The sequence below is a fragment of the Achromobacter sp. ACM01 genome, from assembly GCF_014851745.1.
Taxonomy (GTDB): domain Bacteria; phylum Pseudomonadota; class Gammaproteobacteria; order Burkholderiales; family Burkholderiaceae_B; genus Achromobacter; species Achromobacter aegrifaciens.
Map to the genome: position 1 here is coordinate 825,596 of NZ_JACVAF010000001.1, position 23,322 is coordinate 848,917.

The 23,322-nt window shown below is 65.3% G+C and carries 21 protein-coding genes; 3 read left to right on the plus strand and 18 right to left on the minus strand.

Annotation, left to right across the window (positions count from 1 at the left end; all coding sequences use genetic code 11):
* Window positions 1-9: 9 nt before the first annotated feature.
* The 7 genes from IB268_RS03880 to IB268_RS03910 are packed head-to-tail and all read right to left on the minus strand — an operon-like array spanning window position 10 to window position 7,860.
* On the minus strand, window positions 10-2,028 hold the full coding sequence (locus tag IB268_RS03880; RefSeq protein WP_119450421.1) for a hydantoinase/oxoprolinase family protein: 2,019 nt from the start codon (window positions 2,026-2,028) through the stop codon (window positions 10-12).
* Window positions 2,025-3,353, minus strand: coding sequence for an aspartate aminotransferase family protein (locus IB268_RS03885; RefSeq protein WP_192352834.1), 1,329 nt, complete (start codon window positions 3,351-3,353; stop codon window positions 2,025-2,027). Before IB268_RS03885 ends, IB268_RS03880 begins: the two co-directional genes overlap by 4 nt.
* Before the next feature lie 19 nt (window positions 3,354-3,372).
* Entirely contained in the window at window positions 3,373-4,068 is a 696-nt protein-coding gene (locus tag IB268_RS03890) for an ABC transporter ATP-binding protein (protein ID WP_054452146.1), read from the minus strand.
* Complete coding sequence (locus IB268_RS03895; protein WP_192353837.1) at window positions 4,055-4,834, minus strand: ABC transporter ATP-binding protein; 780 nt, start codon at window positions 4,832-4,834, stop codon at window positions 4,055-4,057. Before IB268_RS03895 ends, IB268_RS03890 begins: the two co-directional genes overlap by 14 nt.
* On the minus strand, window positions 4,831-5,811 hold the full coding sequence (locus tag IB268_RS03900) for a branched-chain amino acid ABC transporter permease (protein WP_054452144.1): 981 nt from the start codon (window positions 5,809-5,811) through the stop codon (window positions 4,831-4,833). The genes IB268_RS03895 and IB268_RS03900 overlap by 4 nt, the downstream gene beginning before the upstream one ends.
* Window positions 5,812-5,813: 2 nt before the next feature.
* Window positions 5,814-6,689 carry a branched-chain amino acid ABC transporter permease gene (locus IB268_RS03905; protein WP_054452143.1) on the minus strand — a complete coding sequence of 292 codons (876 nt, stop codon included), beginning with the start codon at window positions 6,687-6,689 and terminating at the stop codon, window positions 5,814-5,816.
* Between the two features lie 28 nt (window positions 6,690-6,717).
* Window positions 6,718-7,860, minus strand: a complete 1,143-nt coding sequence (locus IB268_RS03910) for an ABC transporter substrate-binding protein (RefSeq protein ID WP_119450419.1) — start codon at window positions 7,858-7,860, stop codon at window positions 6,718-6,720.
* Window positions 7,861-8,059: 199 nt separating this feature from the next.
* Here IB268_RS03910 and IB268_RS03915 point away from each other — a divergent pair, with 199 nt between their 5' ends.
* Window positions 8,060-8,845, plus strand: a complete 786-nt coding sequence (locus IB268_RS03915) for an IclR family transcriptional regulator (RefSeq protein WP_119450418.1) — start codon at window positions 8,060-8,062, stop codon at window positions 8,843-8,845.
* Here the strand turns inward: IB268_RS03915 and IB268_RS03920 are convergent.
* Window positions 8,842-10,413 (minus strand): diguanylate cyclase, encoded by a 1,572-nt coding sequence (locus IB268_RS03920; protein ID WP_225591289.1) that lies wholly within the window; start codon window positions 10,411-10,413, stop codon window positions 8,842-8,844. The two genes, IB268_RS03915 and IB268_RS03920, sit on opposite strands and share 4 nt — an antisense overlap.
* A 361-nt stretch (window positions 10,414-10,774) precedes the next feature.
* Here IB268_RS03920 and IB268_RS03925 point away from each other — a divergent pair, with 361 nt between their 5' ends.
* Window positions 10,775-11,917, plus strand: coding sequence for an acyl-CoA dehydrogenase family protein (locus IB268_RS03925; protein ID WP_192353839.1), 1,143 nt, complete (start codon window positions 10,775-10,777; stop codon window positions 11,915-11,917).
* A gap of 66 nt (window positions 11,918-11,983) precedes the next feature.
* Here IB268_RS03925 and IB268_RS03930 read toward each other — a convergent pair whose 3' ends face one another.
* From IB268_RS03930 to IB268_RS03970, 9 genes are all read right to left on the minus strand, one after another.
* On the minus strand, window positions 11,984-12,964 hold the full coding sequence (locus IB268_RS03930) for a tripartite tricarboxylate transporter substrate binding protein (RefSeq protein WP_192353840.1): 981 nt from the start codon (window positions 12,962-12,964) through the stop codon (window positions 11,984-11,986).
* A gap of 232 nt (window positions 12,965-13,196) precedes the next feature.
* On the minus strand, window positions 13,197-14,156 hold the full coding sequence (locus tag IB268_RS03935; protein WP_192353841.1) for a tripartite tricarboxylate transporter substrate binding protein: 960 nt from the start codon (window positions 14,154-14,156) through the stop codon (window positions 13,197-13,199).
* Window positions 14,153-14,620, minus strand: coding sequence for a MaoC/PaaZ C-terminal domain-containing protein (locus IB268_RS03940; RefSeq protein WP_192353842.1), 468 nt, complete (start codon window positions 14,618-14,620; stop codon window positions 14,153-14,155). Before IB268_RS03940 ends, IB268_RS03935 begins: the two co-directional genes overlap by 4 nt.
* Window positions 14,621-14,671: 51 nt before the next feature.
* Window positions 14,672-15,850 carry a thiolase family protein gene (locus IB268_RS03945; RefSeq protein ID WP_192353843.1) on the minus strand — a complete coding sequence of 393 codons (1,179 nt, stop codon included), beginning with the start codon at window positions 15,848-15,850 and terminating at the stop codon, window positions 14,672-14,674.
* An 11-nt stretch (window positions 15,851-15,861) separates the two neighbouring features.
* Window positions 15,862-16,272: a Zn-ribbon domain-containing OB-fold protein gene (locus IB268_RS03950; RefSeq protein ID WP_192353844.1), complete on the minus strand. Its 411-nt coding sequence runs from the start codon at window positions 16,270-16,272 to the stop codon at window positions 15,862-15,864.
* Window positions 16,269-17,084 (minus strand): enoyl-CoA hydratase/isomerase family protein, encoded by an 816-nt coding sequence (locus IB268_RS03955; protein ID WP_042797744.1) that lies wholly within the window; start codon window positions 17,082-17,084, stop codon window positions 16,269-16,271. The genes IB268_RS03950 and IB268_RS03955 overlap by 4 nt, the downstream gene beginning before the upstream one ends.
* A gap of 189 nt (window positions 17,085-17,273) precedes the next feature.
* On the minus strand, window positions 17,274-18,059 hold the full coding sequence (locus IB268_RS03960) for an enoyl-CoA hydratase/isomerase family protein (RefSeq protein ID WP_225591290.1): 786 nt from the start codon (window positions 18,057-18,059) through the stop codon (window positions 17,274-17,276).
* 155 nt (window positions 18,060-18,214) lie between these two features.
* A complete protein-coding gene (locus IB268_RS03965; protein WP_192353845.1) occupies window positions 18,215-18,790 on the minus strand; it encodes a DUF2889 domain-containing protein in 576 nt (191 codons plus the stop codon).
* Between the two features lie 73 nt (window positions 18,791-18,863).
* Window positions 18,864-20,051 carry a CaiB/BaiF CoA-transferase family protein gene (locus tag IB268_RS03970; protein ID WP_192353846.1) on the minus strand — a complete coding sequence of 396 codons (1,188 nt, stop codon included), beginning with the start codon at window positions 20,049-20,051 and terminating at the stop codon, window positions 18,864-18,866.
* A 408-nt stretch (window positions 20,052-20,459) separates the two neighbouring features.
* On the opposite strand from IB268_RS03970, the gene IB268_RS03975 reads away from it, so the two are divergent.
* Window positions 20,460-22,040 (plus strand): sigma-54-dependent Fis family transcriptional regulator, encoded by a 1,581-nt coding sequence (locus tag IB268_RS03975; RefSeq protein WP_225591291.1) that lies wholly within the window; start codon window positions 20,460-20,462, stop codon window positions 22,038-22,040.
* A 17-nt stretch (window positions 22,041-22,057) separates the two neighbouring features.
* On the opposite strand, the gene IB268_RS03980 is transcribed toward IB268_RS03975, so the two are convergent.
* A complete protein-coding gene (locus tag IB268_RS03980) occupies window positions 22,058-23,236 on the minus strand; it encodes a CaiB/BaiF CoA-transferase family protein (protein ID WP_192353848.1) in 1,179 nt (392 codons plus the stop codon).
* Window positions 23,237-23,322 lie beyond the last annotated feature (86 nt).

Here is a 23,322-nt window from a genome sequence, read left to right on the forward strand (position 1 = left end):
GCATCTGCCCTAGAGAGTGATGATGAGGTTGCCGTAGCCGTCGCCGCGGGCGTGCGCGCCGGGGTCGATGACGGTGGTGGCGTCCAGCTGTTCGATGATCGCGGGCCCGTTCAGGCCTTCGGCGGGGATGTGCTCGCGTGGGTAGATGGGCGTGTCGGTCCAGCCCGTTTCCGCGAACCACACCGGACGCCGCCGTGGCGGCGCAGCGGCCGTTCCTGTGCTGCGCAGCGAGTCCAGCGATATGGCGTGGCGCTTGCCGACGAGGCTGGTGTCCAGCGTCACCAGAACCGGTCGCAACTCGGAGAGTTCGACCTGGAACCGTTGCCAATAGGCGCGGGCGAAAGCCTCCTGCAGCTGCGCGACGGTGGCGGCGCCGGTTTCGACGGCCACTGTCAACAGATGGCTTTGGCCCTGGAACTGCATCTGCGCGTGATGGAAGATTTCGATGTCGGAGACGGCGATGCCGTCGCGCTCGATGGCGGCATGCCCCAGGGCGATCTGGTCATGCAGGCAGGCCTGCAGATCGGCGTCCGTCAGATCCTTGAGCGGCCGGTTGAAAGACTTTACGAAGTCATGCCGCACATCCGCCACCAGGCAACCCAGGGCGTTGGTCAGTCCGGGGCGCACCGGAATGAGGACGGTCGGTATGGCGAGTTCGCGCGCCAGCGCGACGGCGTGCAGCGGCCCCGCGCCGCCGAAGGCGAAGAGCGCGAAATCGCGGGGATCGTAGCCGCGGGCCAGGCTGACCAAGCGCACGGCGCCGGCCATGTTGTTGTTGCCGATCTGCAGAATGGCCGCCGCAGCCTGCACCGCGTCCAGGCCCAGCGGGCGACCGATGTGCTCCTCGATGCGCGCGGCCACTTCGTCCACGGTGACCGCGCGATCCACGGAGAGCAGGCGATCGGGGTCGAGCCGCCCCAGCACCAGATTGGCGTCGGTCAGCGTCGGCAGTTCGCCGCCGCGTCCGTAGCAGATGGGGCCGGGGCGCGCGCCCGCGCTGTCGGGGCCGACGCGCAGCATGCCGCCGGCCTGCACCCGGGCGATGGAGCCGCCGCCCGCGCCGACGGTATGCACATCGACCATCGGCACGTGCAGGGGCATGCCGTACTCCAGCTCCAGCTCGCTGGATACCTTGGGCACGCTGTTCTCGATGAGCGCGACGTCGGAAGACGTGCCGCCCATGTCATAGGTGATCAGATTCGGGTACCCGGACATCCGGCCGGAATAGGCCGCGGCCATGACGCCCGACGCCGGCCCGGACATGACGGTGTTGATGGCGGCGCGCGCGATGGTGCGCGCCGATACGGTGCCGCCGTTGCCTTGCATCACCAGCAGGTCGTTGCGAAAGCCCGCCGCGGTGAGGCTGCTCTGCAAGCGGTCGATGTAGCGGTCCAGGATGGGCTGGACTGAGGCGTTGACGGCGGCGGCGGTTCCGCGCTCGAACTCGCGGAACTCGGAAATGATGGTGTGGCCGGCGGTGATGTAGTCGTTCGGCCAGTGTTGGCGCGCCAGTTCCAGGGCGCGCAGCTCGTGGGCGGGATTGGCGTAGCTGTGCAGGAAATGTATGACCAGGGCTTCCGCGCCGGTCTGTGCCAGTTCCCGGACCCGGGCTACGAATGCCTCCTCGTCCAGCGCAGTCAGCACCTTGCCTTGGGCGTCCATGCGCTCGGGAACTTCACGCCGCAGCTCGCGGGGGATGAGCGGCACGAAACTGCCCGTCAGTCCGTAGGCGTGCGGCCGGGTGCGCCGGCCGAGTTCGAGCACGTCGCGGAAGCCGTCGGTGGTGATCAGCCCGACCTTGGCGAGCTTGCGTTCGAGTACGGCGTTGGTGGTGGTGGTAGTGCCGTGGACGATGCTGTCCACCCGTTCCAGGGGGACCTCGGTGCGGCGCAATGCCTCGAGCACGCCGAAAGCCTGATTCTCCAGCGTGCTGGGGACCTTGGAGATGCGCACGGCGCCGGATTCGTCATCGACCAGAATCAGATCGGTGAAGGTGCCGCCTACGTCTATGCCTACGGTGACAGTCATGCCAACACCTCTTCGCGGCGCAAGACGTTGAGCGCTGCATGCGCGGTCTCGACGATCTGGGCGATGTCCTGATCCCGCATGGGCGTGGACAGGGCGATGAGTCCATAGCTGGCCATCAGCACGCCGCGGTTCAGCATTTCGCGATTGAAGCGTGCCATGGCCTGAGCCTGTTCCGGACTGGGATAGGCATCGCGGTAGCTGGTCAGCGTCTGCGCCTTCAGATGCAGCTTGACGAGCGATCCCAGCCCGGTGGCCTGGCCTGCGATGCCGGCGTCGGCAAAGGCCTGGTTCAATCCCTGCCGCAGCATGTCGCCGTGACGGTCGAGCTGGGCATAGGCTGCGTTATCCAACAATTGCATGGCGGCCAGTCCGCTCACCATGCTGACGGGGTTGGCCGAGAAGGTGCCGCCGTGGGGTACCGCCGGACGGCCGGCGCTGGGATCGAATACCGCCATCACGTCCGCGCGTCCGGCCACGCCTCCGACGGGAAAGCCGCCGCCCATGATCTTGCCGACGGTAGTCAGGTCCGGCGTGACGCCCAGCCGCGCTTGCGCACCGCCTGGCGCCAGGCGCAGCGTAATGACTTCGTCGACGATCAGCAGGATGCCCAGCTCCGTCGTGACTCGCCGCAGCATGCGCAGATACTCGGGGCTGGCGGGAATCAACCCAACCCGGTTGGGCAGCAGGTCGATCAGCACGCCGGCCAGGCTGGCGGCGTGCGCGCGCAGCAGGGCTTCGGTGGCCTGGCAGTCGTTGAAGGGCAGGATCACGACGTCCGCCGTCACGCCTGCCGGCGTTCCCTGCGAGTGCGCCACCGAGGCGGGCGCGGTTGCCTCACCCCAGTTCGCGGGGCTGGCGTCCAGGCTGGTTTCGGCATGGTCATAGGAGCCGTGGTAGGCCCCCTCGACCTTGGCGATCTTGGGGCGACCGGTATAGGCGCGAGCGGCCTTCAGCGCCATCATCACGGCTTCGGTGCCGGAGTTGGTGAAGCGGATGTGTTCAATGCCCGGCACGCGTTCGGCCAGCAATTCGGCCAGCGCGATTTCGCTCTCGGTCGGCATGCCGAAGGCGGTGCCCAGGTCGATCTGGCGGTGCGCCGCCGCGGCCAGCGCCGGGTGCGCATGGCCGTGGATGAGTGCCGTGAAGTTGTTGATGCAGTCGATCAGCTCGTTGCCGTCGACGTCGCGGACGCGGCAGCCGGCGCCCTGCGCCGCGTAGACGGGGTAGGGCGAAAGATAGACGGTCGTGCGCGTGTTGCCGCCGGGCAGGCTGCGCTTGGCGCGCGTGTGCAGCGCCTGTGAACGGGAGGAAGGATCGGGATACATGGTTTCTCTCAAGCAGGAATTAGCGGCCCAGGTAGGCGTCCCGGACCCGCGGGTGTAGACGTAAGGTCTCGGCCGTGTCGGTCAAGACGATGCTGCCGTTTTCGATGACATAACCGCGGTCGGCCACGCCGAGTGCGAGCACGGTGTTTTGTTCGACCAGCAGGACGGTCATGCCGCCCTCATTGATGCGGGCGATGCGGGCATAGACTTCTTCGGCCAGGCGCGGCGCCAGGCCAAGCGAAGGCTCATCGAGCAGGAGCAGGCGAGGGCGCGCCATCAAGGCGCGGCCGATCGCCAGCATTTGCTGTTCGCCGCCAGACAGGGACCAGCCCAGCTGGCTGGCGCGCTCCTTCAGCCGGGGGAAGAGGTCGTAGACGCGGTCGAAGTCATCGCTGCTGCCGCCACCGCGCACCGAGCCCCCGACTTCCAGGTTCTCCTTCACGGTTAGGCCCGGAAATATTCTGCGGCCTTCCGGGACATGGGCGATGCCCGCCTTTACGCGGCGCTGGATCGGCAGCGTGTCCAGGGAACTGCCGTCGAAGTTCAGTTCACCCGTGGTGGGAAGCAAGCCGGAGATCGCGCGCAGCAGCGTGGTTTTTCCGGCGCCGTTGACGCCAATCAGCGCCACGGCCTCGCCAGCGCGCACATCCAGATCGATGCCGCGCAATGCGACGATGTCGCCGTAGGCCGCACCCAGGTTTCTACACTGCAACATGCTGGTAGCCTCCTCCAAGATAGGCTTCGAGCACCGCGGGATCGGACTGCACCTCGGCGGGGGTGCCTTCGGCCAGCTTGGCGCCGAAGTTGAGCACCGCCACGTTCTCGGCCAGCCGCATCACCATGCCCATGTTGTGCTCGATCAGCACGACCGATAGCCGGTGCTGTTCGCGCAGGCGCCGCAACAGGTCCATCAGTTGTTCGACCTCGCCGGAATTCAGACCGGCCGCAGGCTCGTCCAGCAGCAACAGCCGCGGCCGCGCGACCATGACTCTGGCCATCTCGACCAGGCGGCGGTTGCCGTAGGACAGCGAACCTATGCCGCGGTCGGCCAGCGTATGCAGGTCGAACTGGCGCAGGGTGTCGTAGGCGGCATCACGGGCGGCGCGTTCGCGCTCCCGCGTGGATCGGGGGCGCAGCAGCAGCGCGCTCAGCGAGCGCGGGTCGCGCATGGCGGCGCCCAGCATGACGTTTTCCAGGACGCTGAGGCGCGTGAACAGGCGGCCGCTTTGGAAAATCCGGCCTATGCCCGCGTGGATGATCGCGTGCGTGGGCAGTCCGGTCAGCACTTTGCCGTCGAAGCTGACCTGTCCGGATGTGGGGGGAACCAGGCCGGTCATCACATTGAGCAGGGTGCTTTTGCCGGCGCCGTTCGGGCCGATGATGGCGTAGAACTGGTTGGCGCCGATCTCCAGGCTGACGTTCGACAGCGCCTGCACGCCGCCGTAATGCTTGCTGATGTTCTGTACTTGCATGAGGCTCATGACAGGCTGCCTCCATGGACCACGCCGCGCCGGCCGCTGCGTTTGGCGCGCCGGCGGTAGGTGGCCGGGTCGACCAGGCTGATCAGGCCGCGGGGCAGCACGATCAGGATGACCAGCACCAGAACGCCGAAAACCAGCAGATAGGCGTTGCCGACGCCGCGCAGCAGTTCGGGCAGCAGGGTCACGCTTACCGCGCCCAGGATCGCGCCGACGATGCTGCCTTCGCCGCCCACGACCAGCATGGCCAGGTAGATGATGGAGTGGGAGAAGTTGAAGTCCTCGGGCGAGACAAAGCGGATGTGGAAGGCGAACAGGCAGCCGGCCACGGCCGCGTAGGCGGCGCCCAGCGTGAAGGCCGCCACCTTGACCTCGGTGACCGGCAGTCCCGTCATGGCCGAGGCCAGCTCATCGTCGCGCACCGCCATCAGCGTGCGGCCCGCATGCGAATGGCGGATGCGCGCGGCCAGCAGGGCCAGCAAGGTCAGCACCGCCAGCGAGAAAAGGTAGAAGCTGGGTTCGTCGTCGAGCTTGATGGCGCCCAGCGAGAGCGGCGCAATGCCGGAGATGCCGTTCGTGCCCCCTGTGACGTCGATCCAGTTGGAAACGACGATGGTGAAGCTGACGTTCAGCCCCAAGGTTGCCAGCGCCAGGTAATGCCCCTTCAGGCGCAGCAGGATACGGCCGGTGACATAGGCGGTCAGGCAGGTGGCGGCAATGGCGAGCAGCGCCGCCAGCCAGGGATTCCAGCCGTGGGAGGTGGTCAGGACGGCCACCAGGTACGCGGCCACGCCCATGAAGGCGGCGTGCGCAAGCGAGATGAGGCCGGCATAACCGAACACGAAGTTCAAGCCGATGACGGCAATGGCCGAGATGACGGCGGTATTGGCAAGACGGTTGCCGTAGCCCTGGGTATAGAGGGGCAGGGCGGCGGCCAACGCCAGGACGGCCAGACCGCAGAGCAGATGGGATCGTTTCATGGTCAGCCCCGATCGGCGATGCGTTCGCCGAAGATGCCCTGCGGCCGCAGCAGCAGGAAGAGAATCATGATTCCAAAGGCCAGCAGGTCCTTGTAGGTGGAGGACAGGTATGCCGCGCCAAGAATTTCTATCAAGCCCACCACCAGCCCGCCCGCGATCGCGCCGGGTACGCTGCCGAATCCGCCGATGATGGTGGCGGCGAAGGCCTTCAGCGCGACGGCATCGCCCATGTTGACGTCGGCGAACCACATGGGCCCCACCAGCAGGCCGGCAAAGCCCGCGAACACGGCCGCCAGCAGCCAGGCGAAGCCCAGCAGCAGGCGCACCGGCAGGCCCATCAGTCTCGCGGTCTCGACGTCCTGCGCCACCGCTCGCATCGAGCGGCCGATGGAAGTACGGTGCAGCAGCGCGTAGAGACCGGCGATCAACAGCAGCGTGATGATGATGGTGGCCAGGGCGTGCACCGTGATGACGCCGCCGGCCAGGCTGATGGTGCCGTCGCCGAAAGGCGACGGCATGCGGAAGGGCCAGGCGTCCCAGATCAGCAACGCGCCGTTCTGCATGGCGATGCCGGCGGCCACCGTGCCGATGATGACCGTCACGACGGGACGGTTCTGCAGCGGCAAGTGGACCAGGGCATAGAACAACAGGCCGAAGACCGCCATCATCGCGATGGCCACGGGATAGGCCAGGGCTGCGGGCCACTGGGCCTGGATGATGGTGCTGACCCCGAAGAAAGTGCCCAGCATGACGAACTGGCCGGCGGCGAAGTTCACCACGCTGGTGGCCGAATACACGATGACGAAGCCCAGCGCGGCCAGGGCGTAGACGCTGCCGAGCGCGACGCCGTTGACCAGCAGTTGGATCATTTCCTGCATGGAGTTCCCCTTGTGGCGCCGGCCATGCTCAGTCGACCTTGATGGTGCTGATGAACTGCATGTCCTTGCTTCCCTTGGCGAACTTCACGATCGCGACATCGTGCACGCCGTTGCCTTTGGCATCGAAGCTGTAGACGTGCGAAACGCCCTGATAACCCTTCAGGTCCTTGAGATAGGCCTGGAGCTTTTGCGGTTCGGCGCCGACGGCGTTGATGGCCTGGGCCATCAGCATCGCGCCGTCGTAGTACGCGGCGCCATAGGGATCGGCGTCCATGGAGAAGCGTTGCTTGAAGCGTTCCGCGTAGTTCTTGCCCTTGTCGGTCGCGGGCAGATAGGTGTCGATCACGCCCCAGACGTTGTCCAGATCGGCTGGCGACAACAGTTGCATGGCGGCCGGGACAAAGGCAGCCGACGAGGCCACCACGGGCTGCTTCAGACCCAGCATCTTGATCTGGCGCAGCACCATCGCGCCGTCCTGCGGGTAGACGAAGGCGAGGATGACGTCGGCGCCCTTGTTCTTCAGGCTGAGAATCTGCGCCGACATGTCCTTGTCGTTCTGGCCATAGGCTTCCGTGCCGACGGGGGTGATGCCCTGATCCTTCAGGAAGGCCGCCGCGGCATTGGCGCCGCCCTGGCCGAAATCATTCTGGATGTAGAGGATGCCGGGCTTGGACAGCTTGAGCTCATCCTTGACGAAGCGCGCCATGGCGACGGCCGCCGTGCTGTCCTGCGGGCGGATGCGGAACAGCCAGGGATTGCGCAGATCCGCGACGGCATCGGCGCCGCCGGCGTACATCGCAGGAATGCCGGCCTTCGCCACTTCCGGCGCGACGGCCATGTTCTGGGTGCTGTAGCTGGTGAGAAAGGTGAAGGCGGGCTTGTTCTCCTGCGCCAGCTTCACGTAGGCATTGACGGCCGTGCCGTTGGACGCCTGGGCGTCCTCGAACACGAACTTGACCGGCTTGCCTTGCAGGCCGCCCGCCTTGTTGATGTCGTCCTCGGCCAGCTTGAGGGAATTGAAGTATTGCTTGCCGGTCAGCGACAAGGGGCCGGTGAGGGGCACGGTGGCGCCTACCACCACGTTCTGGGCGTAGGCCGCGTTGGCAAGGCTTGCCAGGGCGACGGCCGGTAGAACGCGGCGGGCAAGGGTGAGGATGTTCTTGAAAGACATGATGCTGCGCTCCTGTAACGATCAACGTTGAAGGCGGGGCGGCTTTCCCCAGGGTTTTTGATGGCTTTCTCGTCGTTCCGAAAATCGGTACAACGTTCCTTTTTTCGGTATAATAAAAAACAGCCGGCAAGGACAGCAAGACCGGGTTTTCCCGGCATGGGCGTTCGGCCGCCCTACAATGCGCGTCCAAGGAACGCCTATGAGCCAAGATTCCAAACTCCCCCCCCTAGAGCGCTACACCCGCATCCTCGAACTGCTCGCCTCCTTTCCCGACGGCCTGGCCCTCACGGAAATCGCGCGCATGCTGGCTTTACCCAAGACCAGCGCGCATCGACTGCTGGGCACCATGCAGGACTCACAACTGGTGGATCTGGCCGCAAGCACCTATGTGCTGGGTGCGCGGGTGAAGCGGCTGGCATACGCCAGCGCAGATACGGAGTGGATAGGCGCGGTGGTGCGCCCGCACCTGGCCGACCTGGCGGCCGAGACCGATGAAACCTGCTACCTGGCGAAGCTGCACAGCGGTCACCAGGTGTCATCCGTGCTGATGGAAGCGCCCGATACACCCTGGCGCGGATTCGTATTGCCCGGCAAGGGCATGGCGCCGCATGCGGCCGCATCGGCCAAAGCCATTCTTGCGTTTCAAGCGCCCAAGGTCATCGATGCCGCGCTGGCGGAACCGCTACCGCGCTTGACCGCGCATACCTGCGTGGATAGCCGCCGCATCAGAGACGAGTACGCCCAGGTCCGTCAGCAGGGCTACGCGACCTGCATCGGCGAAATCGATGAGGGCCTGGCGGCGTTGGGCGTGCCGGTGCATCTGCCGCATCTGGGCGTGATCTACAGCCTTGGCGTTACGGGACCTTTGCAACGCCTGAAGTCGAAGAACCTCGAGGCGTTGGCGGCCATCATGCAGCGCTACGCAGAAAGGGTCGCGCATGCTTTGGCCGCGGGGTATACGCGGCGTCCTGCGGACGAAGGCTAGGCCTGCGGACTCGCCGCCGACCAGACCTCCACCCGATCACGTCCCGCATTCTTCGCCCGGTACAAGGCCTCATCCGCCTTCGCCATGACCTTGTCGATGTCGGCATCATCCGACGGCCACAGCGCGATGCCGATGGACACCGTGACACGCCCCACCGCTTGCGGCATGGCATGGCTTGCCGTCGCAGTCCGGATGCGTCCGGCGACCATCTCCGCCGTGTCACGCGAGGCGTTGGGCATCAGGATCAGGAACTCTTCGCCGCCCACCCGGCACGGCGCGTCTTCCCCTCGCACACAGGTCTTGAGGATGGCGGCCAGCGCGATCAGCACCTGATCGCCGGCCGCGTGCCCGTAGGTGTCGTTCACGCGCTTGAAGTGGTCCAGGTCCAGCGCGAGCGCCGCGAAAGGCTGCTGGGTCTGGCGCAGGGTGGCGATCTGCAGCGCCAGGCCCCTGCGGTTGAAGAGGCCCGTCATCGGATCGGTGATGGTGTCCGTGTTCAGCTTGTCGAGCCGCCGGGTTTGGGAGCTCTGGCTCATCGTCACGGCGTTCCGCAGGCGGGCAGCTTCGTAGTACCAGCCCTTGACCCTGTCCAGATCTCCAGCGGATGCGCCGGGCTGGTCCCGTTCGATGATCTGCGCCAGTTCCTCCAAGGGCCGCGAGATCCAGCGGCCCAACAGATAGATGACCAGGAACATGATCAGCCCCACCGGCAAAGCGTAGAGCACGATCCTGTCGGTCAGGCTCCGCAGCGGGCGCAGCGTTTCGTCCAGCGGGCGTTGCGCCACGACGCCCCAGCCGCCGTTCTTGAGCGCGGCGTAGCCGGCCAGGAGGTGCGCGCCGCGGGTGTTGACCACGGGCATCGCACCCGTCTCGCCGCGCAACACGGCTTCGACCACGGCGTTGCTTCTTTCGCTGGTGCCGATGCGATCCTTGTCCTTGTGGTAAATGATGGTGCCGTTGCCGTCGACGACATACAGGTAGGATCCGTCGCGGTAGAAGTGCTCGCCTACCAGTTTGTCGAACTCGTTGCCTTGCCGAAGGTGGATGGCCGTGAGAATCGTGCCGGCATAGTTGTCCTTGGCATCACGGAAAGGCTCGGAAAACGCCAGTATCAGCTGGCCCTCCATACCCACGTAGGGGGTCGATATCTGGCCCTTCAGATGTTGGGCGCCCGTCGCCAATTGTTGGCGCACCAGCGTCCTGCCTTCGAAGCCCGCGTCGGCGGGAGCGGTGGCGAGGATGGTGCCGCTACTGTCGGCGATGGCGGCCGTCATGACGCCGTCGCTCTGATGGACGAGGCGCGCGAGTTCGTCTTCCATGGCGGGTTTCGAACCCAGCAGGCCAGGCGCTCGCTCGGCTGACAGGAGCAATTGCCGCTGTATGGATTCGATGTAGATGTCGGTGACTTCCGCCAGCTTGACCGCATAGGCCCGGTTGGCCTCGAGGGTGTTGGCAATCAACTGCTCGCGCTGCACCAGGTAGGCCGCGTACAGGGTGTTGACGAAGGCGATGATTCCGCTCGCGAGCGCCAGCACGGTGACAAGGCGGCGCAGTTTCAGTCTGGGCATCGCGGCAGTGGTCAATGCGGAGCTCCTTCAGTAATCGCTCGATCGATTGAATCGGCACCTTCCGCAGCGCAAGGGAACACAAAGAAGAAGGGCGGCTCTCGCGCACAGAGCGATCAGTTTTGCGGCAAGCCTGCGCCAAGTCAAGAGCATCCGGGGCTGCCTGGTTGCCAGGGCGCACGGCCAGTTGTCCGTTGTGCAATCACGGGTGTTCGCTGCGCAGGCACTGGCGGTGGGCATGGCAGGATGTCGCCCGGCGATGGAGGAGGTTGGCGCGATTCTTGCTTGTGCTTTTGGGATGCGGCGCGATCCAGTCCGAAGGGCGGAACGCAGACGTAGATACCAAACCACCTGGAGGAAAAAAGTGAACTTTACCCAGACCGAAGAGCAGGTCATGCTGCGTTCAGCGGTTGAGCGGCTCGTACAGTCCTTATGCACGCCCGAAAAGGTGCGGCAATGGGACCGCGACGGCACGTATCCGGAAGAAGTCTATGCGGCCATGGTGGACGCGGGCTTTGTTTCCATGGTGGTCCCGGCCGAGTACGGCGGGATGGGCAGTCCGATGTCCGATTGCATCATTCTCTACGAAGAGGTCGCCAAGCCCAGCGTGGACTTCGCCACGCGCATTGCGCTGCAGGCCTGGGGCTGCTCGATCCTGGCGGATGTGGCGCCGGATGAGTTGAAGCGCGACATCCTGCCGCGCGTGGCGCAGGGCCAGGCCAAGCTTTCGTTCAGCCTGACCGAACCCAACTCGGGGTCGGACGCGGCGTCATTGACTACGAGCGCGCGGCGCGACGGCGATGACTGGTTGATCAACGGCCAGAAGGTGTTTTCCAGCGGCGCGGACGCGCCTGACAACCATATCGTTCTCGCCGTCAGGACCGCGAAGAGCGAAAAGCGGCACGATGGCATTTCCCTGTTCCTGGTGCCCAACGATCTCAAGGGCATCACCATCCGGCGTCTGGACGTCATCGGCCGCCGCGTGTTGGGCCTGTCGGAAATCTACTTCGACGATGTGCGCGTGCCCTCGCGCTATCTGCTGGGTGAGGAAGGCAAGGGCTGGGGTTACATCGGACGCCATCTGGAACGCGAGCGCATCACGCTAGCGGCGAACTACCTGGGCTGCGCCAGCAGCGCCTTGAACGACGCCACGATCTACGCCCAGGAAAGAAAGCAGTTCGGGCGCCCCATCGGCCAGTTCCAAGCCATTGCGCACATGCTGGCCGACATGGCGACCGAGGTGGAGTGCGGCCGCTGGCTGACCTCGATGGCCGCCTGGCGCTACGACAATGGCTTGTCGTGCCGCAAGGAGGCCAGCATGGCCAAGCTCTACGTTTCCGAGATGCTTCAACGGGTCACCGCCTCGGGCATGCAGATCCTGGGTGGACACGCCTACACCACGGATCACGCGATGCAACGGCATTGGCGCGATGCCCGCAACGCGACCGTCGGCGGTGGCACCTCGCAGATTCAGCGCGAACTGATCGCGCGGGAATTGGGACTGTAAGCGCTTGACGGCAGGGCGGCCCGCTAGCGGGCCGCCCTTTTTTTTGGGGGGGCGATGCGCCGCCGTCTAGTCAGCGGTGATGCCTACCTTCTTGATGATGGCGCCCCAACGTTGCGTTTCATCGCGGATCACCTGGGACGTTTCTTCGGGCGAGCTGCCCACGGCCTCCATGCCGCGCGCGCGCATGGCCTCGCGGAACTTCTCGCTCCTGCCTATATCCATCAGCGCCTTGCTCAGGCGGTCCGTCACCTCCGGCGGCACGTTGGCCGGGGCGAGGATGGCGTACCAGCCGAACACGTTGAAGTCCTTCACGCCGGATTCCTCGACCGTGGGCACGTCGGGCATCAAGGCGCTGCGCGCGTTGTCGGCCACGGCGATGGGACGGACCTTGCCGGACTGGATAAGCGGCAGCGCGCCTCCCACCGTGGCGAATGTCGCGTCGATCCGGCCGCCCAGCAGTTCGGTAAACGCTAGGGACTCGCCTTTGTACGGGATGTGCATGATGGGCATGCCGGTGCGGTCCTTCAGCATTTCCATTGTCAGGTGCGCGGTCGAGGCATTCCCTGCGGATCCATAGTTGAGCGCACTGGGATTCTTCTTGGCCCGGTCGACGAGGTCGGCGACGGTCTTGATCGGCTGATCGGGGTTCGCCACCAGCACCAGCGAGAATTTTGCGATCAAGGAGATCGGCGTGAAGTCCTTGAGCGTGTTGTAGGGCAGGTTCGGATACAGAGTGGTGTTGACGCTGGCCAGGCCTTGGCTGGCCAGCGCCAGGGTGTAGCCGTCGGGGCGCGACTTGGCGACGAAGTCCGTACCGATGATGCCGCCCGCGCCAGTGCGGTTTTCGACGATGACGGATTGGCCCAGGCGTTCCGAAAGATCCTGGGCCAGCGTGCGGGCCAGGATGTCGGAAAGACCGCCGGCGGCGTAGGGGGTGATCAGGCGTATGGGCTTGTCCGGATAGCTGCCGGCCGCCGCTTGCCCTTGCAAAGCCAGGCTGGCCAGCAAGGCCGCCGCGGCCTGTAGCGGTTTTCTGAAAAAGGTCATTCTTATCTCCAGTTCCGCCTTTCACCGGCGGAAAACACATATGTAGTTATTGTTCAGCCTGCCTCTGCGGGCGGGCTGGCAACATGAACGCAGGGCGCGTCGGGGATAACCTCGCAACATCCGTGCCAGGGGCTGGCGCCGCCCGCCTGCCCGGCAGGGGAGCTATCCACATGCGCGTTGGTGTTCATGGTCCGATCAGCAGTGTATGGGCGGCGCACAGCAGTTGCTCCATCTACTTCCTGCCGAGCCCGTGTTCCTTGACGACTTGCAGCGACAGCGCAAGCTGTTCCTTCACATAGGCGGAGAATTCGTCGGGGCCCGACGTCGAGATCGAAATGTGGTGAACGGCAAGCGCGCGCGCCACGTCCGGCTGGGCGAGAACCGCGTTGATCTCCGCGCTCAGCTTCCGGCGCAGTTCCGGCCGCATTCCGGAAGGACCGAAGAACCCGCCCCACGGCACCAGCGGCATGTTGGCGTAGCCGGAATCGGTCATCGTGGGCACGTCGGGAAACTGCTCCAGGCGTGTCCGGGTGGTAGTCATGAGCGCGCGCACCTTCCCTTCCTTGATAAAGCCCATGGTCGTGGTGGGCGTGGCGAACATGACGTCGATCCTGCCGCCCACCAGATCCACCACGGCAGGCGGTTCGCTGTTGTAAGGGATGTGATGCAACGCCAGGCCGGCCATGCCCATCAGCTGCGCCATTGCCACGATGGAGGACGAACTGCCGGACGCATAGGTCAGTTTCTTGGGGTTGGCCCGGGCGTACTCCACGAACCCGCGGGCGGTCGTGAATGGCAGGCCGGTGTTCACGACCAGCAGGAAGGGGAATTCCCCGACCCGACCGATGGGAGACAGCTCGGTCAGCGGGTCGTAGATCGGTTTGGCATTGAAGGTATTGATGCCGGTGATGGCGGTGTTGGTCGAGAACAGCAGCACGTCGCCCGAGGGATCTGCCTTCATGACCTCCTTGACCGCGATGTATCCTTCGGCGCCGGGCTTGTTGTCGATGAGCACCGCGCGGGACAGGGACCGGCTCAGGTTTTCTCCGATGATGCGCGCCGCGGTGTCGGTGGCCGAGCCCGATTGGAAGGGCACCACGATTCTCAAGGGCCTGTCGGCCGCCCGGGCGCGCCCGGCCAGGATGGGGGCGGCCAGCATGGCGCCCAGAATGTGTCTTCTGCGAGGGTTCACGATGTTCTCCGGCGGTACAGCAGGGTGGCCGTCATTTCCTGGGCTACCGTGCCGTCGTGCTTGACGCACTGCCGCTGGAAGGTGACGACGCCACGATCCGGCTTGCTGCTGGGCTTTTTGTCGACGACCCGTGAATGCAGCCTGATGGTGTCGCCATGTTTGACGGGGTCCAGCAGTTTCCAGCCGTCGATCTGTAGCAGGGCCAGCAAGGTCCCGTCGTTCAGGCCGCTGGCGTACTGCAGGCCGCCCATGATGGCGTACACCAGCGGTCCGTGCGCGATGGGTTCGCCGAATGGCGTGGTCTTGCAGTACTCGAAATTGGTGTGGACTTCGTTGAAGTCGCCCGACAGGCAGGCGAAATTGACGATGTCCGTCTGCGTGATGGTGCGGGCCGGGCTGACGAATTCTTGGCCGATCTCGAAGTCATCGAAGTACCGGCCGCGCGCGGAGGGAGTCGTGGTCATGATTGCGTTGTCCTTGTAATGGTTGCCGGATGCGGCACAGCCGCGTTGAATTCAGCCTTTTTCGCTGGCCAGGATGGCGGTGCCGTGCGAGGACAGGATGCCGCCCTCGTTGTGCACGAGCGCAACCTCGGCGCCTTCTACCTGGCGCTCGCCCAGGCCGCCGCGCAACTGGCGCACCGCTTCCACGATGCCAAACAGACCGCCCGCGGCGCCGGCGTGCGCATGCGAGAGCATGCCGCCGTGGGTGTTGATGGGCAGCTTGCCGCCGATGCGCGCATGTCCCTGCTCGAAGAACGCGCCGCCTTCTCCGGGCTGGCAGAAGCCGAGTTCCTCGGCCTCCAGGATGGGGACGATGGAGAAGCAGTCGTAGAGTTCGGCCACGTCGATATCGCCGGGCGCGAGCCCCGCCATCTCGTAGGCGATGCGCCCGGATTCGGCCGCGCCGAACTCGGTCAGGCTCGGGGCGCACATTAGATGCTCATGCGTGTGGTATTCGCCTATGCCTTGCAGGTAGACGGGCGTGCATTTCAGGTCGCGCGCGCGCTCGGCGGACGTCACGATGAAGGCGCCGCCGGCATCCGATATCAGGCAGCAATCCAGCATGCCCAGCGGATCAGCGATGGGTTTGGCCGAGATCACCTGGTCCAGCGTCAAGGGCGCTTTCATGTGCGCGTTGGGATGCAGCAGGGCGTGCGCGCGCGTGTTGACCGCGACATGCGCGAGCTGTTCCCGCGTGGTGCCATATTTGTGCATGTGGCGCAACGCGATCATGGCGTAGAAGCCGGGTATCGAGGTGCCGTAGGGCTGTTCGAAATAGGGGTGTCCCACCGCCGTCAGCGCCGCCACGGCCGCGTCCCGGCTTTGGCCCGTGGCCCGGTTCTCGCCCGCGCAGACCAGGACGGTCTCCGCCTGGCCGCTGACGATGGCCTGCGTCGCATGCTTGAGCATGACGACCGGGCTGGCGCCTCCCACGATCATTGATGCGTTGAGCCTGGGCTTGATGCCAAGGTACTCGCAGATGACCGATCCCAGCATGAAGTACGGTTCTGTGAAGGAATAGGCCGTCAGCACGCCGTCGATGTCGGATACCTGCAATCCTGCGTCGTCCAGCGCGCGCTTGGCAGCCTGGGCGTTGAGTCCCAGGCCAGTCATATGGGGAACCTTGCCGATGTCCGATTCGCCCACGCCGACGATGGCGACTTTGTTCTTTAGCGATGCACGTTCTTTCATAACCATCCCGGTCAGGCCTCGGTTCTTTTGAATTGGGGAATCAGGGCGCCATCGCCGCGGTCTTCGAAAACCACGCCGACCTTGTCCCCGATCCGTACCGATAGGGCGTCGTCGCCCACGATGTTGGCGACCATGCGGGGGCCTTCGTCGAGTTCGATCAGCGCCGTGACATAGGGTGTCCTGGACGCGAACGCGGGCAGCGGCGCGCGGCGGATGATGGAAAAGCTGTAGACGCTGCCCGTGCCTTTGCTTTGCACCCATTCGAGCTGATCCGACCAGCATTCGGGGCAGAGATGGCGCGGCATGAAATGCAGCGCTGCGCATGCCTTGCATCTGCGGATCAGCAGTTTGTGTTCGCGGGCTCCATCCCAGTAGGGCTGGGAGTCGGCATTGGCGATGGGTTGCGGCAGATCCTGGCTCATGCTTTGTCTCCCTGGTTCACGACCGCTGCGGCGCCGGGAAAATCGGGGCGGCGGCGTTCCAGGGCGGCGTTCAAGCCTTCGCGGAATTCGGGGTTGGACATGGCCAGCACCTGACCGAAGCCCTCGAATGCCAGCATGTCGTGCAACGAAGTCTCGAAACTGCGCGCCATGACGGCTTTGGCCAGTCCCATGACCTCGGCGGGCCCCTCGGCCAGCCGCCTGGCCTCCGTGAGGCCGGCGTCATACAGGTCGGCATCCGCGACGACCTTGGACACCAGGCCCAGATCAGCGGCCTCCTGCGCGGAGAACGTGCCGCCGCTGAACAGGAAGTTCTTGGCGCGCGCCATGCCGATCAGGCGCGGCAAGTGGTACATGACCGCGATGTCGGGCACGACGCCCAGCCTGAAGAATCCGGACATGAACTTCGCGCTTTCGCCGGCGATGACCACGTCGCCGGTCAGTGCGAGGCCCATGCCGCCGCCCACTGCATGGCCGTTCACGCCGACGACGACCGGCTTGTCCAGCGTGATCAGCGGCGTGAGCCAACGGCTCAGATTGCGGAAGCGTCGGTGCACCGTCCACGGATCGCAGGCCGTGCGCAGATGATTCAGGTCGCCGCCGGAACAGAAAGTCGGGCCGTCGCCCGTCAGGAAGACCGCGCGTATGCCGGGCTCGCGCTCGGCCAGGGCGATCGCCGCGCCGAGCTGTTCGCGCATGTCCATGGTCATCGAGTTCCGGCTTTCCGGGTTCGCCAGGCGGATGATGAGTACGTCTCCGTCTCTTTGTGTTGCTACCAGCTCCTGTGCTGCCATGTAGGACGCTCCAATGGGTAAAGGGGGGTGTTTGTGTAAAAGCAAAGTTCGTGCCAGATGCGCCGTCCGCGGGCCGGAGCCGGGCAGGCGTACGGATCGCCTGCCGGGGTGTACTCGCGGCATACACGCGGATGCGGGACTGTGTTTGCGTGTTCGCGGCGGCGGAGCCGCAAGGGCCCGCCGGACTGGCTATTTGCGCGCCTGCGCCGCCGCCAGCGCGCGTTGATGTCCTGGCATGGCCGTGGCCAGCGCGAACGCATCGGCCTCATGCGCCATGGCGCTGTCCATGGGCAGGCTCCAGCTCTGGCGGCTGACCGACTTGGTCAGCATCAGCGCTTCATGGGGCAGCGCCAGCAGTTCGGCCGCCAAGGCGCGGCTGGCCTCGGCCAGGGTTTCCCGCGGCACCACGCGGCGGGTCAGGCCGCGCAGGCGAGCCTCCTCGGCATCCATCGCGCCTCCCGTGAGCATCAGGTCCAGGGCGGCCGGCACGCCCAGTTTCGACTGCAGCAGATAGGAGCAGCCGCCGTCCGGGATCAGGCCCAGGCGCACGAAGGGGAACCGCAGGGTCGCGTCATCCGCCATGACCAGCAGGTCGGCGGCAAGCGCCATCGAAGCGCCGCCGCCGGCCGCCGCGCCCTGGACCGAGGCGATGACGATCTTGTTCATCCTGATCAGCGCCATGTGGTGTTGCTGCGCAGTCAGGATGCGGTCGCGCCAGGCCAGCGGGGTCGTCGGCAGGTCGCCGGTATCGGCCCCGACGCAGAAGGCGCGGCCCAGTCCTTGCAGCAGCACCACATGGATGTCGGGGGCGGCGGCGATGTCCTGCAGGTGGGCGCCGAACTCGGCGCGCATTGCCGTCGACAGGGCATTGAGCTTTTCGGGGCGGTTCAACGTCAAGACCGCCAGACCGCCGGTCTTTTCCAGCAGGACCGTGGGCTGGGCGGTGGCGCTTTCCTGGTGAGTCGCGGGCATCATGCTTCTCCTTGAAGGGGGGAGTGAGCCTTCAAGCAAAATGGATGCCAGCGTTCAGCCGCTGCGGCCGGAGGCGGCGAAGCCGCGGACCGTGTCCGCGGCGCACGCAGTTCGCACAGCCGGAAGACACGCGCTGTGCGCCGGGATCGCGGCCGCGCTCAGGCTTGGCCCGGCGGCCTGTACCACTGCGGGTAATGTTCCTTGACCAGCGGGCCGTCCTCGCGCAACGCGTGGCAAGCGCCGATCTTCAAGGGGCGTTTGGCGGGATCGTCCTCGTCCTGCGGGGAGATCTTGCCCTGCAGGATCGTCTGCACGGCCAGGGTCGGCAGCAGCGTCGCCAGCTCGGACAAGTGCGAGCAGCGTTCATGGGCCGAGATCCGCTTGGCGATTTCCTGGCGAAACCCCTTGAGCAGGTTCGCGCCGACGAGCCGCTCCAGCCGCACCTGCGCTTCGGGACAAACGGAGGGAAAGGGCATGCGGTGCATGCCGGCCTCGGCGCCCAACACGTCCAGGGCTTCGTTGATGGTTACGCGGATCGCCATCAGATGTATGGGCACGCCGCAGTCGAAATGCCGCATCTGTGTGGTGAAGGGCTGGGGCTTGACGTCCTCGATCAAGGCCTCCAGGTCCCACAGGCCGTCCTCGCGCTCGTAGGCCTGCAACTGGATGGTGCGCGAATGAGACGATTTCCTGGCGCTGGCAGGAGGGGGAAGAAAATGCGAAGGCGACACCATGGGGTGGTCTCCGTGTCTGGTTCGCGGGACCGGGATGCTGGCTCCCGGTCCCGCCAAAAAGGAAGGAGGGGGCCTAGCGGGTTGCGCCGCTTTCGGCCAGTGCGCTGATCTCGCCGTCGGACAGCCCGGCCGCGGCAAGAATCTCGCGGCTGTGCTCGCCCAGGCGTGGCGCAAGGCGCTTGACCTCGCTCGGCGTCTTGCCGAACTTGACGGGCGGCCTGACGTGAGTCAGCACGCCTTCGCTGGGATGTTCCTGTTGCACGAACATGCCGACCGCCGCCAGATGGGGGTCCGTGAACAAGTCCTCCAGGCTGTTGACCGGCGCGACCGGTATGCTCAGCGGCCGGAGCTGGCTCAGCCACTCCTGGGAGGTCCGCTCGGTCATGATTTCCCCGAGTATCTTGTACAGGGTTTCGTAGTTCTGGCTGCGGTGGTTCGGCGTGTCGTAGCGCGGATCCTGCGCCAGATCGTCGCGGCCCACCAATTGGAAGAAGTCCTTCCAGTTCTTGTCGGTGTAGGGCAGCACGCACAGATAGCCGTCCCGGGTCCGGTGCGGCTTGCGCAACTGGCTGAGCACGCGCGGATAGCCTGCCTTGCCGTTCTGCGGGTCGAAAGCCCGTTCCCATTGATGTTCTATCAGCATGAACGAGGCCAGGGATTCGAACATCGGCACTTCGATGCTTTGCCCTTCGCCGGTGCGCAGCTTGTGGAACAGCGCGGCCAGGACGCTGTAGGCAATGGTCAGGCCGGCGACCTTGTCGCCGATGATGGTGGGCGTGAAACGCGGTTCTCCCGCCAGATGGGCATTGACGGAGCACAGGCCGGACACGCCCTGGATCATGTCGTCGTAGGCAGGATCATCGGCATAGGGACCGCCTTCGCCAAAGCCATAGGCGCCACAGTAGACGATGCCAGGGTTGATCTCCTTGATCTGCGCATAACCCAGGCCTAGCCGTTCGATGGCCGCCGGGCGCATGGCATGGACGAAGACATCGGCCGTGGCCACCACGCGCAGCAGCGCTGCGCGCGCCTCGGGGATGCGCAGGTCCAGCATGAGGCTTTTCTTGTTCCGGTTGACCGACAGGTGTATCGGCCCCATCGCCCGGCTACGGCCTGCGCCCATGTGGCGCATGATGTCGCCGTCGGGACTTTCCACCTTGATGACGTCCGCGCCCATGTCGCCGAAGATCTGGGTGGCATAAGGCCCCATTACCACTGACGTCAGGTCGACGATCTTGATTTGAGACAAAGGACCAGGCATGACACTCCTCTACGCTTCTTGATGGTTCGTTGGTTTTTTCGTTACACAGAAATCGGCTGGTGCGCCCGCAGCCCCGATCGAAGGACAGGGTTTGCTGCATGGCATCAAATGCGTTCCCGATTCATTTCTTTCAAGCAATTTCCATGCCATCGCGGGCCACGCCGCGACAGGGGCGGCGGAGCGCCTTGCGCGGTGGGGTATCGGCGGCAAGATGTAGCGCCGGCGCGGCCTGCGGCGCTGCAGCCGTGGAGTACACTCGTCGCCACCAACATGCCGCCACGAAAGACACGGAAGGCAGATGCAGAGCGAGAGGATATGGTAAGAGACACCGAAGGGATACTTGTCCTGGACGAGGGCGGCCAGATTAAATTTTCTTCGGGTTTGGGTACGGAGGAAGTGATTGCGCGGATGCTCTCCCGATTGTGGGCCGATCGTTCCAGCACCCCGGTCAAACGCCTGTTTGCCCTGCCTTGCATCGAGCCCGCTCACAGTGTCGCTGCGCTGGTTTGCGAGCAGGGCGCGTGTTTCCTGATCTTCTCCACGGGCGGGGACGAGCTGACGGAGTTCATTTCCACCGTCGATTGCGCCGCGGATATCTTCCGGTACTTCATCACCAATCCCTACGAGGCCATGAACGTCGTCGACGCGGCGGGCAATCTGCTTTACATGAGCCCGATCCACGAACGTTCGATCGGCTTGAAGCGCGGCGACGCCATCGGCCGGCCGGTCAGCGATGTGATCGAGAACACCCGCTTGCAGGAAGTGGTCGTTACCGGCAAGCCGCAGATCGGCGAGGCCCATGAGGCCAAGGGCGTCACCCGCATCGTTTCGCGCATCCCGATCTTCGACCGCGACAAGAAGCTTGTGGCGGCGATCGGCCAGGTCATGTTCAAGGGCCCGCAGGCGATTCCGCAAGCGATCCAGGACATCTCCAACGAGCTCGCCCGCGTGCGGCAGGAGCGCGATTTCTATAAGCGCGAACTCTCCGGCATACGCAACCGTTCCTACGGGCTGGACCAGATCGTGGGCAGCAGCAAGGCCATCCGGCAGCTCAAGGAAGACATTCTGCGGGTCGCGCCGCTGGACGTGCCGGTGTTGCTGGTGGGGGAAAGCGGGACGGGCAAGGAGCTGGTGGCGCACGCGCTGCACATGCTCAGCCCGCGTGGCGACAAGCCGCTGACCCTGATCAATGCGGCCGCGATGCCCATCAGCCTGGTGGAAAGCGAGCTGTTTGGCTATGAAGGCGGCGCGTTCACCGGCGCCGACAAGCGCGGCCGCAAGGGTAAGTTCGAGCTTTCCGATACCAGCAGCCTGTTCCTCGATGAGATCGGCGACATGCCGATGGAAATGCAGGTGAAATTGCTGCGCGTGCTGCAGGATGGCACGTTCCAGCGCGTGGGCGGCGAACGTCTGCTGCACTCGGATTTCCGTCTGATCTCGGCCAGCCATCGGGACTTCCAGAAGATGGTTGCGGACAATACGTTCCGCCTGGATCTGTTCTACCGCATCAGCGCCGTGACGCTCTATCTGCCCTCGCTACGGGACAGGCCCGAGGATATTCCCGAGCTGGCCGATACCTTCCTGGCCGCCTTCGCCAAGCGCCAGGGCGTGGCCAGGAAGTCCATCGACGACCATGTCATCCAGTACCTGCAATCGCGCAGCTGGCCGGGCAATGTGCGCCAGCTGCAGCACGCGGTGGAGCGGGCGGCGATATTCAGCGACGGCAGCCGCCTGACGCTGGAGAGCTTCGGCGGTCTGGAGCATCCGGGCGGCATCGGGGCCGAGAAGGAGTACCGCCCCTTGCTGGCGACCGCGGGCTCGGGCCGCTTCGACATGTGGGAAGCGAAGCAGCGCGTCGAAATGGAGCTGATCGCGGACGCCATGGAGCGCACCGGCGGCAACAAGAAGCGGGTCGCCGAAGAGCTGGGAATCTCCCGCTCCTATCTGTACAAGCAGTTGCGCCTGATGGAAGGCGGCAAGGAGAGCTGAGTCCCGGCCTCGGGATGTCAGGACTGCACGACCCCGGCGTTGAACAGCTCCTGCTGCCGCGCGGCATCCAGACCGAGTTCACACAGGATTTGCCGGGTGTGCTCGCCGCGGCGCGGTGAGCGCTTTTCCTGGCTGCCCGGCGCCGCCGTGCCCGGCAGCCGGGCGATCGGCACGCGGCATGGGCCGCCTTGCTCGCTTAAGGCGAATATCCGTTGTTGTTCAACCTGTTCGTCGGCCAGGAAGCCGGCGTAGTCGGAGACTTTTCCGCAGACCACGCCATGCCGGTTCAGGCGCTCGACCCAATGCGCCGTCGGCCTGCCGCGGAAGATCCGTGTCAGCGTTGAATTGATCTCCTCGCCGTGCGCGTAACGTCCGGTTGCCGTGCTCAGCCGCGGGTCGGCGAGCCAGTCGTTCTGTCCTATGGCCTGGCACAGGCAGGCGAACATCCGGTCGTGCAGTGAGGTGACGTTGATATGCCCGTCCTCGGTCTCGAAGGTGCCAGCCGGCACGCTCAGCGCCTGCACGGCGCGTCCGGTGTTGAGGGCTTCGTCGATGATGGCGCCGCTTTGCACCGCGGCCGCGGCCTCCAGCAGGGAGACCTGCACCCGCGAGCCCTGGCCGCGCACGGCGCGGCGGTACAGCGCGGCGCCCGTGGCCTGCGCCGCATAGATGCCCGTCGTTACGTCGATCAGCAGGATGCCGACCTTGCGCGGCGCGCCGCGCGCGTCGCGGTTGACCACCATCATGCCGCTCATGGCCTGCAGCGTCGAATCCGATCCCGGCCGTTCGGCATAGGGGCCGTCCGGGCCGAAGGCGGACACCGAGACATAGACCTGATCGGGCCTGGCATTCGAGAGTTCGGCGTATGACAGGCCCAGACGCTCCATGACGCCGGGGCGGAAGCTCTCTATGACGACGTCGGCCCGCAACGCCAGCTGACGCAAGAGGCTGCGGCCGGCCTCGGTCTGGGCGTCGACGCAGATCGAACGCTTGCCCAGGTTGTAGGCAATGGCAAGCGCGCTCATGCCTTCGGTCTGATGGCCTATGGCGCGGCTCCAGTCTCCCGCAGGCGATTCCGCTTTGATGACCTCGGCGCCTTGTTCCAGCAGGAGCATGGCGCAGTAAGGTCCGGCGACTCCCTGGCTGAGATCCAGGACGCGCAATCCGGCGTAAGGCTTTTCGGGCAAGGCGGGCATGGGGTTGGGCTCCTGAGAAAGTCTGGCGTGTCCGGGCTTTCCCGGATGTGTTGGGGTATGAAGCAAAACCCGTACCACGGGGGCGT

Bases quoted from the DNA above. Each gene is read 5' to 3' on its own strand.
- IB268_RS03975 (WP_225591291.1), top strand. From the start codon at position 20,460: ATGCTCTCCCGATTGTGGGCCGATCGTTCCAGCACCCCGGTCAAACGC.
- IB268_RS03970 (WP_192353846.1), bottom strand. From the start codon at position 20,051: ATGCCTGGTCCTTTGTCTCAAATCAAGATCGTCGACCTGACGTCAGTG.
- IB268_RS03955 (WP_042797744.1), bottom strand. From the start codon at position 17,084: ATGGCAGCACAGGAGCTGGTAGCAACACAAAGAGACGGAGACGTACTC.
- IB268_RS03915 (WP_119450418.1), top strand. From the start codon at position 8,060: ATGAGCCAAGATTCCAAACTCCCCCCCCTAGAGCGCTACACCCGCATC.
- IB268_RS03920 (WP_225591289.1), bottom strand. From the start codon at position 10,413: ATGCCCAGACTGAAACTGCGCCGCCTTGTCACCGTGCTGGCGCTCGCG.
- IB268_RS03880 (WP_119450421.1), bottom strand. From the start codon at position 2,028: ATGACTGTCACCGTAGGCATAGACGTAGGCGGCACCTTCACCGATCTG.
- IB268_RS03950 (WP_192353844.1), bottom strand. From the start codon at position 16,272: ATGAGCCAGGATCTGCCGCAACCCATCGCCAATGCCGACTCCCAGCCC.
- IB268_RS03885 (WP_192352834.1), bottom strand. From the start codon at position 3,353: ATGTATCCCGATCCTTCCTCCCGTTCACAGGCGCTGCACACGCGCGCC.
- IB268_RS03905 (WP_054452143.1), bottom strand. From the start codon at position 6,689: ATGCAGGAAATGATCCAACTGCTGGTCAACGGCGTCGCGCTCGGCAGC.
- IB268_RS03965 (WP_192353845.1), bottom strand. From the start codon at position 18,790: ATGGTGTCGCCTTCGCATTTTCTTCCCCCTCCTGCCAGCGCCAGGAAA.
- IB268_RS03960 (WP_225591290.1), bottom strand. From the start codon at position 18,059: ATGATGCCCGCGACTCACCAGGAAAGCGCCACCGCCCAGCCCACGGTC.
- IB268_RS03890 (WP_054452146.1), bottom strand. From the start codon at position 4,068: ATGTTGCAGTGTAGAAACCTGGGTGCGGCCTACGGCGACATCGTCGCA.
- IB268_RS03945 (WP_192353843.1), bottom strand. From the start codon at position 15,850: ATGAAAGAACGTGCATCGCTAAAGAACAAAGTCGCCATCGTCGGCGTG.
- IB268_RS03895 (WP_192353837.1), bottom strand. From the start codon at position 4,834: ATGAGCCTCATGCAAGTACAGAACATCAGCAAGCATTACGGCGGCGTG.
- IB268_RS03940 (WP_192353842.1), bottom strand. From the start codon at position 14,620: ATGACCACGACTCCCTCCGCGCGCGGCCGGTACTTCGATGACTTCGAG.
- IB268_RS03900 (WP_054452144.1), bottom strand. From the start codon at position 5,811: ATGAAACGATCCCATCTGCTCTGCGGTCTGGCCGTCCTGGCGTTGGCC.
- IB268_RS03910 (WP_119450419.1), bottom strand. From the start codon at position 7,860: ATGTCTTTCAAGAACATCCTCACCCTTGCCCGCCGCGTTCTACCGGCC.
- IB268_RS03980 (WP_192353848.1), bottom strand. From the start codon at position 23,236: ATGCCCGCCTTGCCCGAAAAGCCTTACGCCGGATTGCGCGTCCTGGAT.
- IB268_RS03930 (WP_192353840.1), bottom strand. From the start codon at position 12,964: ATGACCTTTTTCAGAAAACCGCTACAGGCCGCGGCGGCCTTGCTGGCC.